The 17,343-nt window shown below is 42.0% G+C and carries 15 protein-coding genes and 1 pseudogene; 13 read left to right on the top strand and 3 right to left on the bottom strand.

Features of this window, described 5'->3' with window-relative positions; translation table 11 throughout:
- The first annotated feature begins 411 nt into the window (after positions 1-411).
- The 12 genes and pseudogenes from cysG (at position 412) to rpoS (ending at position 11,475) form a co-directional block, all read left to right on the top strand.
- Positions 412-1,823 (top strand): annotated as a pseudogene (gene cysG / locus RB151_RS17355) (siroheme synthase CysG).
- Between the two features lie 14 nt (positions 1,824-1,837).
- Positions 1,838-2,746, top strand: a complete 909-nt coding sequence (cysD, locus tag RB151_RS17350) for a sulfate adenylyltransferase subunit CysD (RefSeq protein WP_042848936.1) — start codon at positions 1,838-1,840, stop codon at positions 2,744-2,746.
- A gap of 61 nt (positions 2,747-2,807) precedes the next feature.
- Positions 2,808-4,250 (top strand): sulfate adenylyltransferase subunit CysN, encoded by a 1,443-nt coding sequence (gene cysN, locus RB151_RS17345; protein ID WP_042848935.1) that lies wholly within the window; start codon positions 2,808-2,810, stop codon positions 4,248-4,250.
- Between the two features lie 5 nt (positions 4,251-4,255).
- Positions 4,256-4,864, top strand: a complete 609-nt coding sequence (gene cysC, locus RB151_RS17340; protein WP_094301238.1) for an adenylyl-sulfate kinase — start codon at positions 4,256-4,258, stop codon at positions 4,862-4,864.
- Positions 4,865-5,025: 161 nt separating this feature from the next.
- A complete protein-coding gene (gene ftsB / locus RB151_RS17335; RefSeq protein ID WP_042848932.1) occupies positions 5,026-5,322 on the top strand; it encodes a cell division protein FtsB in 297 nt (98 codons plus the stop codon).
- A gap of 59 nt (positions 5,323-5,381) precedes the next feature.
- On the top strand, positions 5,382-6,134 hold the full coding sequence (gene ispD, locus RB151_RS17330; RefSeq protein WP_071548561.1) for a 2-C-methyl-D-erythritol 4-phosphate cytidylyltransferase: 753 nt from the start codon (positions 5,382-5,384) through the stop codon (positions 6,132-6,134).
- Positions 6,135-6,143: 9 nt separating this feature from the next.
- Positions 6,144-6,656, top strand: coding sequence for a 2-C-methyl-D-erythritol 2,4-cyclodiphosphate synthase (gene ispF, locus RB151_RS17325; protein WP_042848930.1), 513 nt, complete (start codon positions 6,144-6,146; stop codon positions 6,654-6,656).
- Positions 6,622-7,680, top strand: coding sequence for a tRNA pseudouridine(13) synthase TruD (gene truD, locus RB151_RS17320; RefSeq protein WP_071548560.1), 1,059 nt, complete (start codon positions 6,622-6,624; stop codon positions 7,678-7,680). Before ispF ends, truD begins: the two co-directional genes overlap by 35 nt.
- Positions 7,658-8,419, top strand: coding sequence for a 5'/3'-nucleotidase SurE (gene surE, locus RB151_RS17315; protein WP_042848928.1), 762 nt, complete (start codon positions 7,658-7,660; stop codon positions 8,417-8,419). Before truD ends, surE begins: the two co-directional genes overlap by 23 nt.
- Complete coding sequence (locus RB151_RS17310; RefSeq protein WP_042848927.1) at positions 8,416-9,042, top strand: protein-L-isoaspartate(D-aspartate) O-methyltransferase; 627 nt, start codon at positions 8,416-8,418, stop codon at positions 9,040-9,042. The genes surE and RB151_RS17310 overlap by 4 nt, the downstream gene beginning before the upstream one ends.
- A gap of 312 nt (positions 9,043-9,354) precedes the next feature.
- Complete coding sequence (nlpD, locus tag RB151_RS17305) at positions 9,355-10,434, top strand: murein hydrolase activator NlpD (RefSeq protein WP_048608194.1); 1,080 nt, start codon at positions 9,355-9,357, stop codon at positions 10,432-10,434.
- 54 nt (positions 10,435-10,488) lie between these two features.
- Entirely contained in the window at positions 10,489-11,475 is a 987-nt protein-coding gene (gene rpoS, locus RB151_RS17300; RefSeq protein ID WP_042848924.1) for an RNA polymerase sigma factor RpoS, read from the top strand.
- Between the two features lie 63 nt (positions 11,476-11,538).
- On the opposite strand, the gene miaE is transcribed toward rpoS, so the two are convergent.
- Both miaE and mutS read right to left on the bottom strand, forming a co-directional pair.
- Complete coding sequence (gene miaE, locus RB151_RS17295; protein ID WP_042848923.1) at positions 11,539-12,318, bottom strand: tRNA isopentenyl-2-thiomethyl-A-37 hydroxylase MiaE; 780 nt, start codon at positions 12,316-12,318, stop codon at positions 11,539-11,541.
- Position 12,319: 1 nt separating this feature from the next.
- Positions 12,320-14,887, bottom strand: a complete 2,568-nt coding sequence (mutS, locus tag RB151_RS17290; protein ID WP_042848921.1) for a DNA mismatch repair protein MutS — start codon at positions 14,885-14,887, stop codon at positions 12,320-12,322.
- A gap of 540 nt (positions 14,888-15,427) precedes the next feature.
- On the opposite strand from mutS, the gene umoC reads away from it, so the two are divergent.
- Positions 15,428-15,853 (top strand): lysozyme inhibitor LprI family protein, encoded by a 426-nt coding sequence (umoC, locus tag RB151_RS17285; protein WP_048608137.1) that lies wholly within the window; start codon positions 15,428-15,430, stop codon positions 15,851-15,853.
- 162 nt (positions 15,854-16,015) lie between these two features.
- On the opposite strand, the gene RB151_RS17280 is transcribed toward umoC, so the two are convergent.
- Positions 16,016-17,335: a cytochrome c gene (locus RB151_RS17280; protein WP_071548559.1), complete on the bottom strand. Its 1,320-nt coding sequence runs from the start codon at positions 17,333-17,335 to the stop codon at positions 16,016-16,018.
- Positions 17,336-17,343 lie beyond the last annotated feature (8 nt).

The following is a 17,343-nucleotide window of genomic DNA, read 5'->3' as shown; positions in this document are numbered from 1 at the left end:
GCATTCGCACTAGTCACATACTTATGTATGCTCCTAGCGACTCATTTACTTGCCGCCTAGCGACAACATGAATTATTTAAAGTATGGGTTATTCGTAACCCAATTCGTGGTTTTAGTTTAGGGTTTAAATAGTTATAGATTTAATAAAATATTTGTTTAATTACAAAGGGATACTTTTATTTAAAAAATAGATATCCCTTAATTTTTATAAAACTAAATTTAAAATAAAGTTTTAGTTAAGTTTGGTTGATTTGATACTTTTGGTCTTTATTTTTTGCTAGTTAATGAATATTTGGCTTATTCCTTTCAGTTACAAGTCATGTTTTTTTAGCATTTCAAACCTTAACTTTTACACCATATAGTCAATTTTATATTTCATATAATAAGTTTATATAAAGATGGGTGAGCAAGATGGATTATTTACCGTTATTTGTCGATGTGCGTACGCGCAAAGTAGTGTTGATTGGCGGTGGCATAGTGGCTGCACGCAAAGCTGAATTGCTCATCAAAGCACAAGCTCAACTTGTGGTTATCTCCCCGTCGTTATGTCCTCAATTACAAGCTCAGTGCCAACAAAACCATTTTATTTGGTTCGCTGAGGAATATCGCTCTTCTTTATTGGATGACGCTTTTTTAGTGATTGCGGCGACGGATGACACGAAACTTAATGAAACCATTTTTTACGATGCTAATGAGCGAAAAATTTTTGTCAATGTAGTGGATGATCAACCTTTATGCTCGTTTATTGTTCCTTCAATTATTGACCGTTCTCCGGTGATTGTGGCGGTTTCCTCTGGGGGAACAGCACCCGTTTTAGCCCGTTTATTGAGAGAAAAATTGGAAACAATGCTTCCTGCTTCTTTGGGGAAAATGGCTGAAATTGCTGGGCGTTGGCGCGGTAAAGTCAAAGAAACGCTGGTCAATATGCGGGAAAGAAAGCGCTTTTGGGAAAAAAGTTTTAGTGGGCGCTTTGCATCACTAGTTGAAAAAGGCCAATTAAGCGAAGCAGAGTTGCAATTAGAACGCCAACTTTATGAACCCGATAACCATGGTGAGTTAATTCTTGTAGGAGCCGGGCCCGGTGATGCGGGGTTACTTACGTTAAAAGGGTTGCGTGTTTTACAAAGTGCCGAGGTGGTTTTATATGATCACCTTGTTAGTGAGGAAATTCTGGAATTGGTACGTCGTGATGCCGACAAAATTTGTGTGGGTAAACGAGCTGGCAATCACAGTGTTTCTCAAGAAGAAACTAACGCATTGATCGTGAAATTTGCTCAGCAAGGCAAAAAAGTTGTTCGCCTTAAAGGGGGGACCCGTTTGTTTTTGGTCGCGGAGGTGAAGAGCTACAAGTTGCTGTTCAGGCAGGGGTCCCATTTCAAGTGGTACCAGGGGTGACCGCGGCGATTGGTGCAACTGCTTATGCAGGGATCCCGCTGACGCATCGGGAATACTCTCAGAGTATTACATTTATTACTGGGCATTGTCGTGAAAATGGCGCTGATTTGGATTGGCAGGCACTTGCTCGTGGTCAACAAACCTTAGCAATTTATATGGGCACAGTAAAAGCAGCCAATATTAGTGAACAACTGATTAAATTTGGGCGAGCGAGTGATACCCCTGTCGCTGTTGTAGGTTGTGGGACAAGGCGTGAGCAAAAAGTGGTTACAGGTAGTTTATCTGAGCTGGAAACATTGGCACAGCAAGCACCATCACCTGCTTTGATCGTGATAGGTGAAGTTGCGGCATTACATAAACAATTAGCATGGTTTGGCACACAAACTGAAGATATCAGTTGGCGTAGTGCTGTACTGGAATTGGCTTAATTTAGGAGGCGCTTGTGAACGAAAAAACATTGACTCACTTACAGCAATTAGAGGCAGAAAGTATTCATATTATTCGAGAGGTTGCCGCCGAATTTGCTAACCCAGTGATGCTTTATTCTATTGGAAAAGATTCGTCTGTCATGCTGCATTTAGCTCGGAAAGCTTTTTACCCTGGGAAATTACCTTTTCCTTTGTTGCATGTAGATACAGGATGGAAATTTCGCGAAATGTATGAGTTTCGTGATGCAACAGCACAGAAATATGGCTTTGAATTATTGGTGTATCGTAACCCTGAAGGGGAAAGATTAGGGATTAACCCATTTGTACATGGCAGTGCAAAACATACCGATATCATGAAAACCGAGGGGCTAAAGCAGGCTTTAGATAAATATGGCTTTGATGCGGCATTTGGAGGGGCACGACGAGACGAGGAAAAATCTCGAGCAAAAGAGCGGATCTATTCTTTTCGTGACCGATCTCACCGTTGGGACCCGAAAAACCAACGCCCAGAACTTTGGCATAATTACAATGGGCAAATAAACAAAGGTGAAAGTATCCGTGTATTTCCATTGTCAAATTGGACTGAACTCGATATTTGGCAATATATCTATTTGGAAAATATCGATATTGTTCCATTGTATTTTGCAAAAGAGCGGCCTGTTATTCAACGAGAAGGGGCCTTGTTGATGGTTGATGATGACCGTATTGATTTACAAACGGGGGAAGTTATTCGCCAGCAAACAGTACGTTTTCGAACTCTTGGCTGCTGGCCTCTTACGGGAGCCGTACCATCAAATGCGCAAACCCTGCCTGAAATTATTGAAGAAATGTTGGTTTCTACTACCAGTGAACGGCAAGGGCGGTTAATCGATAGCGACCAGTCAGCATCGATGGAACTGAAAAAACGCCAAGGCTATTTTTAAGGACTGTGGGGAAGGTTAATACATAACGTCAGGGTCAATACGTAAGGTCAGGAGAAAAATCATGGCACAGGCCGTTTATAACGAATCAATTGCACATCAAATTGAGCAGCAAGGTGGTGTGGAACCTTATTTACTGGCTCAGCAGCAAAAAGGGTTATTACGTTTTTTAACTTGTGGCAATGTAGATGATGGCAAAAGTACTTTAATTGGCCGTTTACTGCATGATACCCGCCAAATTTATCAAGATCAGCTCTCAACACTGCAAAGTGATAGTAAGCGTATAGGTACGCAAGGCGAAAAACTGGATCTTGCGTTATTGGTTGATGGGCTCGCAGCAGAGCGTGAGCAAGGGATCACCATCGACGTTGCTTATCGCTATTTTTCCACGGAAAAACGCAAATTTATTATTGCCGATACACCTGGTCATGAGCAATACACGCGTAATATGGCGACAGGCGCATCAACATGTTCACTTTCTATTTTGTTGATCGATGCGAGAAAAGGGGTACAAGAGCAAACTCGACGCCATAGCTTTATCAGTACTTTGTTGGGGATACGCCATCTTGTTGTCGCCGTAAATAAAATGGATCTGGTAGGTTACAGCGAAGCTGTATTTGAGAAGATTAAACAGGATTATCAACAGTTTGCAACAGAATTACCCGTTGAATTGAATGTATGGTTTGTGCCAATTTCAGCGCTTGATGGCGACAATATTGTGAATAGCAGCCATCACTTACCTTGGTATCAAGGCGAAACACTATTATCGATTTTAGAAAATGTTCAAGTGGAACAAAAGGCCGTAGAACAGGCAATGCGTTTTCCAGTGCAGTATGTTAATCGTCCAAACTTAGATTTTCGAGGCTACAGTGGAACGTTATCGTCAGGTATTGTACGGGTAGGGCAAAACATTAAAGTCTTACCGTCGGGGGCGACATCTCAAATTAAACAGATTGTGACTTTTTCTGGTCCACAAGAGTTTGCTATTCCGGGGGAAGCTATCACGCTCGTTTTAGCGGACGAAATTGATATTAGCCGCGGTGATTTATTGGTTGCAGAAAATGAAACCTTACAAGCGACACAACATGCGTCAGTTGATGTTGTGTGGATGTCTGAGCAGCCTTTAGTCCAAGGGCAGCAACTCGATATAAAAGTGGCTGGTAAGCGTAGTCGAGCCAAGGTTGAAAATATTCAATATCAAGTTGATGTGAATAATTTAACGCAAAAAGTTGCCACAGAGTTACCTCTAAATGGAATAGGTTTAGTGGAGTTTTCTTTTGATGAGCCGCTATTGTTAGAAAATTATCAGCGTAATGCGGATACTGGCGGTATGATCCTGATTGACCGGTTAACTAATGTCACCGTAGGAGCAGGGCTAGTTCGCGAGACACAAGCCCCTATTTTTGAGCCAACTAGTGAATTTAGTGAATTTGAAATTGAATTAAATAAATTAGTTCGTCGTCATTTTCCGCATTGGGGCGCTCGTGATGTTCTTGGTGGAAAATAACTATGATGACAAAAGCAAATAATATAGTTTGGCATCAACATGCTGTGACTCGACAGCTACGGGAAAGCAATAATGGGCACAAAGGTGCAGTATTGTGGTTTACAGGGTTATCGGGTTCAGGGAAATCTACCCTTGCAGGGGCGATAGAACATCAATTAGCTTCAATGGGGAATAAAACCTATTTATTGGACGGTGATAATGTTCGCCACGGGTTATGTCGTGATTTAGGTTTTAGCGAAGCGGATCGGCAAGAAAATATCCGGCGGATCGGGGAAGTGGCTAAATTAATGGTAGATGCAGGCTTAATTGTTGCTACTGCATTTATTTCCCCGTTTCAACATGATCGGCAAAAGGTGCGCGATTTATTTGAGCCGAACCAATTTTTTGAATTGTATGTGGATACTCCTGTCAGTATTTGTGAACAGCGCGACCCAAAAGGTTTATATCAACAAGCCCGAGAAGGTAAAATCAAGCAGTTTACAGGGGTTGACTCCCCTTATGAAGCCCCGCAATATCCGGAGCTACAGCTTAATGGTCAACAACCGATTTCAGACTCCCTTTCTCAAATTATTGCGTTATTATTGCGCAATCAAATCATTCAAGTGGATTATTAATTGCCTTTAAATATCCCTCTTTTTTATTAAATGGTAAAATAAGAGGGAATATTTAGTGCATTTAAACCAGACTTATTCTGACTTTTTATCACTATTTTAGTATCACAGTAGCGTCATTCGTTGAGTTATGGGATGATTAGCAAATCATTTCAGGGGGCAAGATGGGTAAATTAACGCTACTATTAATCGCGATATTAGCATGGTTACAATATTCCTTATGGTTAGGTAAGAACGGCATACATGATTACGTACAGGTCAAAGATGATGTTGCTGCTCAGGAAATTGTTAACTCGCGCTTGAAAATGCGTAATGAACAGCTATTTGCGGAAATTAATGATTTAAATGATGGGCAGGATGCGATTGAAGAACGAGCTCGTAGTGAGCTTGGGATGATCAAGCCTGGGGAATCTTTTTATCGGGTGGTTAAAGAAAGTAATAACCAAAAATCCACACAATAATAACGATGCAAAAATGGTATGCCCATTAGCCTGATTATTTCTGATGTAAGAATCTAATAATGATAAATCCAGACAATACCCCACAAACCCGAGCCCTACAAAACAATGACCCTCAAATTGTTGCGCTAATTCCTGCGGCAGGGATAGGGAGCCGCATGAATGCCGATTGCCCCAAACAATATCTACGGGTGGCTGGCAAAACGATCATTGAACATACACTGAGTGCATTGCTAGCAAATAATAATGTTAAACATATTATCATTGCACTAAGCTCAGAAGATGAATATTTTCAGCAGCTAGCTATTTCAACAAACCCTCGAATTACTGCGGTTATTGGTGGAAAGGAACGTGCAGATTCGGTCCTTGCCGGTGTCAATTTTTTAGCGGCGCAACCTGAACTCTCAAATTGTTGGGTGTTAGTCCATGATGCTGCTCGTCCTTGCCTCCACCAGTCAGATTTAAATAAAATTATTCAATTAACAACAGAACAAAACTGCTGTGGTGGGATACTCGCGGCGCCTGTTCGTGACACCATGAAACGCAGTTTAAAAGCCAGCCAGTTAATCGACCATACTGTTGAACGTGAGGCTCTATGGCATGCGCTGACACCACAATTTTTCCCGCTATTATTATTACGGGACTGTCTAAGTAAAGCCTTGAAAGAAAATGCAGTGATCACAGACGAAGCCTCTGCACTTGAATATTGCGGTTATCAACCGGTATTAGTTCCGGGGCGCGCAGATAATCTAAAAGTGACACGCCCAGAAGATCTCACCTTGGCGGAGTTTTATCTTTCAAGAATGAACAATTAAGGAAAAAAAATGAGAATCGGACACGGTTTTGACGTACACAAATTTGGTGGTGAAGGCCCTATCATCATTGGTGGCGTGCGCATCCCTTACGAGCAAGGCCTACTCGCGCACTCGGATGGTGATGTTGTATTGCATGCATTAACTGACGCAGTACTCGGTGCTGCTGCGTTAGGAGATATCGGTAAATTATTTCCAGATACTGACCCTGCATTTAAAGGGGCTGATAGCCGTGTGTTACTAAGGGAAGCCTTTTGTCATGTACGTGCTAAAGGTTATCGTATTGGTAATATTGATATTACCATTATGGCTCAAGCGCCTAAAATGTTGCCGCATATTGCTCAAATGCGGGTCAATATTGCTGAAGACCTTGAATGTCATATGGATGATGTTAATGCGAAAGCCACGACGACGGAGCAGTTGGGGTTTGTGGGGCGTAAAGAAGGCATTGCCTGCGCCGCGGTTGTTCTTTTAGTCAAAGATAATAGTAATGAAAGCAATGAATGTTCAGTACCTGCATGGTAAGCCGTTGTCTTCTGGTACGCTAAAAAGTGTTCCTGAAGATTTTATTGTCAAAGAAGATTTAGGCTTTGAGCTCGATGGTGAAGGCGAACATGTCATGGTTCGTGTCGAAAAAACAGGGTGTAATACGCTGTTTGTTGCTGAGCAATTAGCAAAGTTTGCTAAAATTTCAGCTAGAGCTGTCAGCTATGCAGGTTTAAAAGATAGGCATGCGGTGACTGAGCAGTGGTTTTGCTTACAAATGCCGGGTAAGGAAACGCCAGATTTTTCTGCATGGCAGCTTGAAGGATGCCGCGTGCTTGCCACTACACGGCAAAAACGGAAATTACGTATTGGTTCCTTGAAAGGAAATCAATTTGAAATCACTTTGCGTGATATTTCAGATGCGAAAGATGTTGAACAACGCTTAGAAAAAGTCGCATTATCTGGAGTACCTAATTATTTTGGTGAGCAACGCTTTGGTCGTGGTGGGCAGAATCTGACCCAAGCATTACGTTGGGCAAACCAAGAGATTCATGTTCGTGAGCGGAATAAACGCAGTTTTTATCTTTCTGCGGCTCGCAGTGCAATGTTTAACCATATCGCGAGTGAACGTATTGCGAATAATACGGTACATCAAGTGCTATTAGGGGATGCATTACAGCTAACGGGTCGGGGGAGTTGGTTTGTTGCAACTTCGGATGAGTTATTAACACTGCAAGAACGTGTGTTATCAACAGAGTTAAGTATTACTGCCCCTCTTCCTGGTGATGGCGAGTTAGGTTCGCAAGATGACGCATTAGGGTTTGAAATTCATTGCTTAGAAGATTATCAGCCATTTATGGCTTTAATGAAAAGTGAACGCGCATCTTTGGTGAGAAGAGCCGTTATTATCAAGCCTCAGGGATTGCAGTGGCAATGGTTAGATAACACGACAGTAAAGCTAACATTTTTCTTAAACTCAGGTAGTTTTGCGACAAGTGTAGTAAGAGAAATTATCAATCAAAATGGGCAGGATAATGCCGATGCTAAAGATTTTATTGAGTAATGACGATGGCGTAAATGCACCGGGTATCCAAACCCTAGCGGCTGCGCTACGCCAATATTATCATGTTCAAGTGATTGCCCCAGACCGCAATCGCAGTGGTGCGTCGAATGCACTAACATTAGATAAGCCTTTGAGAATTCAAACGTTAAGTAATGGTGACCTTTCGGTACAAGAAGGCACGCCAACAGATTGTGTGTATATCGGGGTAAATAAAGTGGTGCGCCCACGGCCTGATATTGTGGTCTCAGGTATCAATTGTGGGCCGAACTTGGGGGATGACGTGATTTACTCAGGTACAGTCGCTGCGGCTACTGAGGGGCGTCACTTAGGCTTACCGTCGATTGCCGTGTCATTAGATGGAGATACTCATTATGAAAGTGCGGCAAGGGTAACATGTGATATCTTGATGTTGCTGCAAAAGAGCCCTCTGCGTGCGGGTAATATTTTAAATATCAACGTACCTGATATTCCTTATGAGGATATTAAAGGTATCAAAGTGACTCGCTGTGGAAGCCGGCATGCTGCATCTGAGGTATATAGCTTAGAAGACCCGAAAGGTAATATGCTGTATTGGCTAGGCCCTGTTGGTGAAATTCGAGATGCTGGTCCGGGGACCGATTTTGAAGCTGTACAACATGGCTATGTTTCGATAACCCCATTGCAAGTTGACTTAACAGCCTATAAAACGCACACGTTAGTGGAAGAATGGCTAGAAAAATCAGGAGTGCTAGTAAAATGATAACAGGGCTCATGAAAGATCTTTTGGCTCAATTACGCCAACAGGGAATTCACGATGAGCGCCTATTAGACGCAATTTCACTCGTGCCTCGAGAACGCTTTGTGGATGAAGCTCTTTCACATAAAGCGTACGATAATATTCCATTGCCGATAGGCTATGGTCAGACTATTTCGCAACCATACATAGTGGCTAAAATGACCGCCTTGCTGTCTTTGTCACCGAATGACAAGGTGCTTGAAATAGGGACAGGGTCTGGCTATCAAACGGCAGTACTTGCTCATTTAGTTGAGCATGTTTTCTCTGTTGAACGAGTGAAAAGTTTGCAATGGTCCGCAAAGCGGCGTTTAAAACAGCTTGATTTACATAATGTGTCAACTCGCCATGGTGATGGTTGGGAAGGGTGGCAATCAAAGGGCCCTTTCGATGCTATCATTGTGACAGCTGCGCCGACTGAAGTGCCAACCATGTTACTGGAGCAATTGAAAGATGGTGGGCGGATGGTTTTACCTGTTGGAGATAAAGAACAATCTTTAAAGCTCATTACCCGTCGTGGTAATGATTACCATGCTAATGTCATCGAGAAAGTGCGTTTTGTTCCATTAGTTGCGGGTGACCTTCTTTAATCTATTTGCAATGGTATTTATCCATCACCGCACTGGGTAATTTTGTATCATTAGTCTACATAAATACTATTGCGAATACTTCATTAACTCAAATAGCAGTAAAACTATTCTAAATATGATAGTTTAACCCTCTTAAATTGGATAATAGGCTCAAACTATTGAGTCATAATCTCAAATTGTTATATTTTTGATATATTTAACTTGTTCACTATTTTGTATTTCTGTTTTAATAAGTGAAATATTTTATGGTATCTCTATTACTGACATTATTTTGCATTGTCACGTCAGATTTTTCTTCACGGGAGAAGAAGCATGAAAATTGTTAGCCCTATAAGCAGAATTCGATGGGCAGTCATCTTTTCATTTAGCGGAGCACTATTGGCAGGCTGTTCCACGCCTTATCATACGGCAGCACCTATTTCCAGTGTGAATGATAGCCAATCTCGCCAGCCAACGACGCAAAGAGTGGCACCCGTATCGTCATCAAATACGGGGGTGAGTACGGCAATGCCGTCTGCACGCCCAAATTTATCAAGTAATACCAATACACAACCGGTTAGTCGTACTTCATCTTCAGGGCCTGTTACGACCAATGGAGAAGGGCGTATTGTGTATAACCGTGACTACGGCAATATACCAAAAGGCAGTTATAGCGGTAATAGTTATACTGTTCAGCGCGGTGATACGCTATTTTACATTGCTTATATAACGGGTAATGATTTCCGTGAGTTAGCATCTCGAAACAATATTCCTGAGCCATACAGCTTAAATGTAGGGCAAGTTATTAATATTGGTAACACAAATGTGAACTCGAGCACTCAATTAGCCTCAAATTCATCAAATAGTCATCAGCAACCGGTTGATCTTCGAACAACTAATGCGTATCCTGAAAATAGTGGTGGTCAAACTACGGGTAAGATGTTGCCTAATAATAAGAAACCTGCAACGCAAGTTTCAACGACGACAACAGCTCCGACGACCACAACTGCTTCAACCGCAGCTAGTAGTACAAATAATTCGTCAATAAAATGGCGTTGGCCGGCAGATGGGAAAATGATTGAAAGTTTCTCAGATGCTCAAGGCGGGAACAAAGGGATAGATATTGCAGGTTCTCGTGGTCAAGCTGTACTTGCTGCTGCTCCAGGAAAAGTCGTTTACGCAGGTAATGCTTTGCGTGGATATGGAAATCTAATAATTATAAAACATAACGATGACTACTTGAGTGCCTATGCACACAACGATACGTTGCTTGTGCGTGATCAACAGGATGTCACTGAAGGTCAAAAAATAGCCACCATGGGTAGTACTGGAACAAGTTCGGTTAGATTACACTTTGAAATTCGTTACAAGGGAAAATCAGTAAACCCGTTGCGCTATTTGCCGCAGCGATAAACTGGGCGGAATGCTTTGACATTCTGTCCGCATTATCAAGGGTAGGAGTCACTGATGAGCCAAAGTTCGCTGAAAGTTAACGAGTTATATAATGACCTCGACGAAAGCAATTTAGATGATGCATTTGATGAGAGTCAGTTTAAAGAAGAGGATCTAGTTTCAGAGCAGGATGAAGAAATGGATTTACTCCAGAACACAAACCAACGTGTTCTGGATGCCACCCAAATTTATCTCAGTGAAATTGGATTCTCACCGCTCCTTACAGCTGAAGAAGAAGTCTTTTATGCAAGGCGTGCATTGCGCGGTGATCTTGCGTCGCGTCAACGCATGATTGAAAGTAATCTTCGTTTAGTTGTAAAAATATCTCGCCGTTATAATAATCGAGGTCTTGCTTTACTCGACTTGATCGAGGAAGGGAATCTTGGGTTGATCCGTGCTGTTGAGAAATTCGATCCTGAAAAAGGGTTTCGATTTTCGACGTATGCAACATGGTGGATACGTCAAACGATAGAACGTGCTATCATGAACCAAACTCGTACAATTCGCCTTCCTATTCATATCGTTAAAGAACTCAATATTTACCTTCGTACTGCACGTGAATTAGCCCAAAAGCTGGACCATGAGCCAAGCCCTGAAGAAATCGCTGAACAGTTAGATAAACCTGTCGAAGATGTCAGCCGGATGTTGCGCTTAAATGAACGTATTACGTCTGTTGACACTCCAATTGCAGGGGATTCAGAAAAATCTTTGCTTGAGGTATTGTCTGATGATAATGATTCAGGTCCAGAAAATACAATTCAAGATAATGATTTAAAAGAGAATATTGTTAAATGGTTATTTGAATTGAACCCAAAACAAAGGGAGGTTTTAGCACGACGTTTTGGGCTTTTAGGTTATGAAGCAGAAACTCTGGAAGAGGTTGGGCGCGAAATTGGGCTCACTCGAGAAAGGGTTCGTCAGATCCAAGTCGAAGGTTTAAGGCGGTTAAAAGATATTTTACATGGTGAAGAGCTGACATTAGAAGCATTATTCAACATGTAGAGCACTAACTAGGTTAGTTATTCAAAATCCCTATAGATGAAAGTTTATAGGGATTTTTTTATATCAATATGCACGAGTTAAAGTGATTGGTACACCACTATGAAACTTAAAATCATCATCAGGGGTAGAAATTAGTTCAGCTTCAATAATACCAAAGTAATTAATACGTTCAGTGATATCCTGTTTGCTAATTAATTGCGCTAAGTGTAAATAATCTTGGTAATGACGTGCCTCAGAACGCAATAATGAAATATAAAAGTTAGCCAGTTGCTCATCTAAATAAGGTGCCAGTTTCGCAAAGCGTTCACATGAACGGGCTTCAATATAAGCACCAATAATGAGTTTATCAACCAAGGTTTTAGGGTCATGAGGGCTAATATAGCTAAATAAGCTTTTTGCATAACGCCCTGCGGTTATCCCATCATAGGGAATATTCCTTTGGTGCATAATTTCAAGAACTTGATAAAAATGGTGAAGCTCTTCTTTGATAAGCAATACCATTTTATCAATTAAGTCTTGGCTATAAGGCGATTGTTTTTTCGCGAGTATTTGCTTGGAAATTTGGTTTTTATTTTTTAACGTATATATATCGCCAATTCGATCATAAGCGAATGCTTCATAGGGTTTAAACCATTCAAGTAATACAGTAGCACTTTGCTTATCTACCGCATATTTGCGAATTAAAAACATGGCACTTTGCGCGGCTTTTAGTTCGCATAATAGGTGGTCTTTTAAAATAATGGGTAAGCTTTCAGGTAAACATGCTTTTTGCACCCAAGCATCGGGTGTTTCACATTGCAAAAACTGGCGGATTGGCGCCAGTAATTGTTGATACTCATTCATGTTATATATTCATGTCCTTTAAACGATAAATCCAATCAAGGGCTTGGCGAGGTGTGAGTTTATCCGGGTCAATACTGTCTAATGCCGCTAGTGCGGGTGAGGGCTCGGCTTCTTCTGTGGTTAAGAAGCTAAGTTGCGCACTATCAACATGGCTGGTATTGGCATTATTGGAGATAACCTCAAGTTCTTTCAATTTCTGTTTAGCTCGCTTGATGACATCCTTAGGGACACCAGCAAGAGAGGCTACTGCTAGGCCATAACTTTTACTGGCGGCACCATCTTGGACATTATGCATAAAGGCAATAGTATCACCGTGTTCAATGGCATCAAGGTGGATGTTGACAGCACCTTCGAGCTTTTCTGGCAGTGTAGTTAACTCAAAATAGTGGGTAGCAAATAATGTCATTGCTTTGATTTTATTCACTAAGTTTTCAGCACAAGCCCAAGCGAGTGAAAGCCCATCATAGGTGGAAGTCCCTCGTCCTATTTCATCCATTAATACTAAACTATGTTCAGTTGCATTATGGAGAATATTCGCTGTTTCAGTCATTTCAACCATGAAGGTTGAGCGGCCAGAAGCAAGGTCATCGGAAGCCCCAACACGGGTAAAGATCCGGTCAATTGGACCAATAACCGCTTTACTCGCAGGCACAAAGCTACCGATATAGGCTAGCAATGTGATCAATGCAGTTTGGCGCATATAAGTACTTTTACCACCCATATTTGGCCCTGTGATGATCAGTAGGCGACGCTGCGGTGACAGTGATAGAGGGTTAGATATAAAGGGTTCACTCAGTACTTGCTCAACAACTGGGTGGCGGCCTTCAGTAATCTGAATACCTGCTTTTTCAGTGAGTTGTGGGCAAGCATAGCCTAAAGTATCTGCGCGTTCAGCAAGGTTTGCTAATACGTCTAGCTCAGCTAGTGCTTCTGCACTGGTTTGTAATTCAGCAAGATGAGGAAGTAACATATCAAATAGCTCATCATATAATGCTTTTTCAATTGCTAACGCTTTCCCTTTTGATGTCAGTACTTTATCTTCATATTCTTTTAATTCAGGAATAATATAGCGTTCTGCATTTTTTAGGGTTTGACGACGAACATAGTGGATTGGAGTTAGGTGGCTTTGACCTCGGCTGACTTGGATATAGTACCCGTGCACCGCGTTATAACCAACTTTAAGTGTGTCTATCCCCAGTTTTTCCCTTTCGCGAATTTCCAGTTTATCTAGGTAATCTGTAGCACCATCTGCGAGTGCACGCCATTCATCGAGTTCACTGTTATACCCTGGGGCGATGACGCCGCCATCACGAACTAAGACTGGCGGAGCATCGATAATAGCTCTTTCAAGTAACGCTTGTAGTTCGTCAAATTGGCCAATCCGTTGTTGTAAATCTTGCAAGTAGGCGCTATTGGATTGCCCCAAGATTTGATGAATATCTTGGTATTGTTGGAAAGCATGGCGCATGCGCGTTAAGTCACGAGGCCGTGCAGAACGTAACGCAAGACGGGCCAATACACGTTCTAAATCCCCAATTTGACGTAAAAAAGGTTGCAGTTCAAAACCACATTCCTGTAGAGCCCCAATAGCTTGCTGGCGGTTATTCAAGACTTGAATGTTTCTTAAAGGTGTATGCAGCCAGCGTTTTAACATGCGGCTACCCATTGGGGTGACACACATATCTAAAATTGCGGCAAGGGTATTTTCTGTACCGCCGGCTAGGTTTTGTGTGATCTCTAAATTTCGACGAGTTGCTGCATCCAAAATGACATTATCATTTTGTTTTTCCATCACAATACTGCGAATGTGGGGTAACGAAGTACGTTGTGTATCTTTCACATATTGCAGTAAACAGCCTGCTGCACGAAGGGCTTTGTGGGCATTTTCGACGCCAAACCCGACTAAGTCTTTGGTACCAAACTGTAAGCCAAGCTGCTGTTTTGCCGTATCGAGTTCATATTCCCATAATGGGCGACGACGTAACCCTTTATTATGTTCAATAAGTGACATGCTAGCGAAGTCTTCTGGGTACAGTAACTCAGCAGGGCGAGTGCGCTGAAGTTCAGCTTGCAGTGCTTCTTCGTCGGCAATTTCGCTAATAATAAAACGCCCAGAGGTAATATCTAAAGTGGCATAACCAAAACCTTGTGGGTCTTGCCAAACCGCGGCCAGTAAGTTGTCTTGCCGCTCATTTAAAAGAGCTTCATCAGTAATGGTGCCGGGGGTGACAATGCGTACGACTTGGCGCTCTACCGGCCCTTTGCTTGTTGCTGGGTCGCCAATTTGTTCGCAAATTGCGACAGACTCACCCATTTGCACCAATTTGGCTAAGTAGCCTTCGGCGGCATGGTGAGGAACCCCAGCCATTGGTATAGGTTGCCCCGCAGATTGCCCGCGTTTAGTGAGCGAGATGTCCAATAATTGAGAGGCTTTTTTTGCATCATCGAAGAAGAGTTCGTAAAAATCACCCATACGATAAAACAGCAGTATGTCTGAATGTTGTGCTTTTAGTTTTAAATACTGCTGCATCATGGGGGTGTGGGATTCGAAACTTTGCTTATCAGTCATAATATTGTCTGTTCTAACGTATTGAGTTAACTAAATTCTGTGAGTTTATTCGAAGATTGTATTCAGGTAATAAAATACCACAGATCGTAATAAATGAGTGTAGATAAAAGTACATGTCGCATAATTCGCTATAGTATGACGTGGTTATGAGCAGGGGCAACAGTATTGGGAAATAAAAGCTCTGAAATGTGTGTATTCTCTCGGGATGTTGATCCGGTGAATATCTTATGATTGTTTTATATTCAAGAACAATTTAGTTTAGAATTATATTAGAGGAAGGAGTTAGCTTTGCTAGCTAAATTAATTTAATGTATATGGTTATTTGTAGACGATAAATCTCAGCTAATATTTTTTTATTAATGTTAATCAACTGGTTATGGATGGGCGCTGACCTTTATCCAGAATGGATTTATTACGAAGAATCGCTTAAATATAGGTTCACAAAAATAACTAAGACTAATCCATAAATCAGGTACTTGTGTAGACCTTAATATTAGAATGGGTTAAAAAGTTAATTCATATACGAATTGAGAGGTTTTCATGAAATTTAGCACATCAAAAGCGCTAATTATCGCTACGGCAATTGCTATACCGGCATTCTCTTATGCTGATGCTACCCCAGATACTAAAGTCACAGAGGGCCCTCTCAAAGAATGCTATGAGCAAATTGCAGATGCTCCACGAACTGCGGTTCAAGCTTGTTTGCAAAGTAAATTAGATAAAGCCGATGAGCTAATGAAGCAAGCACTTACCGACAATGAAACACATCTAAAACAGTTGAATTCATCTGCGACGACACAGGCGATTACATCATTAAAAAAATCGCAGGATGATTTCCTTGCATTTAGAGTTAGTGAGTGCCAACGTCAGGCAGATGCATTACTCGGTGGAACCGGAATGGGGGATGTAATGCTAGCGTGTAAAGTGCAGCTAACTTACTCACGAATTGAAGCGCTTAACCCATAAAAGTTGTTCTTATCGGGGTGCCTTAAGTTTTTTATGCATATGGCAGTAAATTGCTTTCGTCATGGTTGCGATAAACAAGATAAGAAATGTATCCAATATGGGAATTCACCCTTATGACTGGCAATTTGAGCCCCTTAAGTTCGTATTAAGGGGCTTTGTTGGTTATTGCGCTGCCTTTTTCAGCTTTTCAACTTGCTCAACGGTAACAGGGGTACTTTGTCCTCCCCATTCGGCTCGCGCCCATGAAATTAAATCGGCTATCTCTTGTGATGTTAAATCATCTGCAAAACTTGGCATGGCGTACATACGTTGGCCATTAGGGAACGTTGTTGTCGGGATACCGGTTAATACCACACTTATAAAAGTCTCGGGGCTATCCATTGCTAAAATAGCGTTACCTTTTAAGGCTGGAATGCCATTAGGAACGCCTTCCCCTGTGATGCCGTGACAGCCTGCGCAGGTCGACATATACATCAGACGCCCTTGCTCCATAGTCCCTGCGGTATCAGCCATTTGTTGGCTATTAGCTTCAGGAAGTGGAGCTGGCGGCTCTTTTTTGCCAAGTACTTTTCCTTGTTTATCGGTCATTAAATAAATAGCCATATCATCGACATCACTTTTTTTCATCTGACTAGTGGAAAAGTGTGTGACAGTGCTCATATCTGCAAAAGCAGAGCCTTGTGGTGCGTTACCTGTGAGTAAAAATTGGCTTAGTGAGGCAGTATCATAACCATGCTTAGACAGTGCTGCGGCAGTAATATTAGGAATTGCCAAACCTGCTTCCTCTCCACCTTGAAGTGAACGTGAAAACTCTACGCCCATCATAAGGTTACGTGGTGAATGACAGGCGCCACAGTGAGCTAACCCTTCGACAAGATAAGCACCGCGGTTCCATTCGGCAGAACGTTGCGGGTCATGTGGTGCATTTCGTTTCGGGAAGTTCAGTAGTGTCCAAAAATTCATAAACGGACGAACTGGGAGGACAAAAACCCCTGTATTTTCTTTGTTTGGCACCGCCATGGGAGGAAGTGACATCACATAAGCATATAAGGCATCAATATCTTCTGATGTTGTCATATGTGTAAAGACAAAAGGCATCGCAGGATAGAGGTTCCCTCTTTCTTTGCCAATACCGTCTTTTAATGCTCGATGGAAATCGGCACGCGTATAGTTACCGATGCCGAATTGTTTGTCGGGGGTGATATTGGTGGAATAAATGGTCCCAAATGGCGTTTCAATGGCTCGTCCTCCTGCCGCTAGCGGCCCCTCAGGCAAAGAATGACAACCAAAACAGTCTCCTGCTGTTGCCAATTCTTGGCCTCTAGGCAGTAATTTTGCGATTTCTTCTGAGGTCAGTGGTTTATCGATATTAGTTGCGATACTTGAGGTTCGAAATGCACCGAATAGGATAGCAAGCATAAGCGCTATGAATATTACGATGATGATATAGAACGTTTTACGTATGGAGCTAGATTTAGTCATTGTCTTTC

It is taken from the genome of Providencia rettgeri (genome assembly GCF_001874625.1).
Taxonomy (GTDB): Bacteria; Pseudomonadota; Gammaproteobacteria; order Enterobacterales; family Enterobacteriaceae; genus Providencia; species Providencia huashanensis.
Note: the sequence above shows the minus strand (reverse complement) of the source record. Positions and strands in the feature narration are given on the sequence as shown.

What these genes read in the sequence shown, in the direction of transcription:
- cysN (WP_042848935.1), top strand. Translation starts at nt 2,808, where the DNA reads ATGGCACAGGCCGTTTATAACGAATCAATTGCACATCAAATTGAGCAG.
- cysC (WP_094301238.1), top strand. Translation starts at nt 4,256, where the DNA reads ATGACAAAAGCAAATAATATAGTTTGGCATCAACATGCTGTGACTCGA.
- ftsB (WP_042848932.1), top strand. Translation starts at nt 5,026, where the DNA reads ATGGGTAAATTAACGCTACTATTAATCGCGATATTAGCATGGTTACAA.
- ispD (WP_071548561.1), top strand. Translation starts at nt 5,382, where the DNA reads ATGATAAATCCAGACAATACCCCACAAACCCGAGCCCTACAAAACAAT.
- ispF (WP_042848930.1), top strand. Translation starts at nt 6,144, where the DNA reads ATGAGAATCGGACACGGTTTTGACGTACACAAATTTGGTGGTGAAGGC.
- truD (WP_071548560.1), top strand. Translation starts at nt 6,622, where the DNA reads ATGAAAGCAATGAATGTTCAGTACCTGCATGGTAAGCCGTTGTCTTCT.
- surE (WP_042848928.1), top strand. Translation starts at nt 7,658, where the DNA reads ATGCTAAAGATTTTATTGAGTAATGACGATGGCGTAAATGCACCGGGT.
- RB151_RS17310 (WP_042848927.1), top strand. Translation starts at nt 8,416, where the DNA reads ATGATAACAGGGCTCATGAAAGATCTTTTGGCTCAATTACGCCAACAG.
- nlpD (WP_048608194.1), top strand. Translation starts at nt 9,355, where the DNA reads ATGAAAATTGTTAGCCCTATAAGCAGAATTCGATGGGCAGTCATCTTT.
- rpoS (WP_042848924.1), top strand. Translation starts at nt 10,489, where the DNA reads ATGAGCCAAAGTTCGCTGAAAGTTAACGAGTTATATAATGACCTCGAC.
- miaE (WP_042848923.1), bottom strand. Translation starts at nt 12,318, where the DNA reads ATGAATGAGTATCAACAATTACTGGCGCCAATCCGCCAGTTTTTGCAA.
- mutS (WP_042848921.1), bottom strand. Translation starts at nt 14,887, where the DNA reads ATGACTGATAAGCAAAGTTTCGAATCCCACACCCCCATGATGCAGCAG.
- umoC (WP_048608137.1), top strand. Translation starts at nt 15,428, where the DNA reads ATGAAATTTAGCACATCAAAAGCGCTAATTATCGCTACGGCAATTGCT.
- RB151_RS17280 (WP_071548559.1), bottom strand. Translation starts at nt 17,335, where the DNA reads ATGACTAAATCTAGCTCCATACGTAAAACGTTCTATATCATCATCGTA.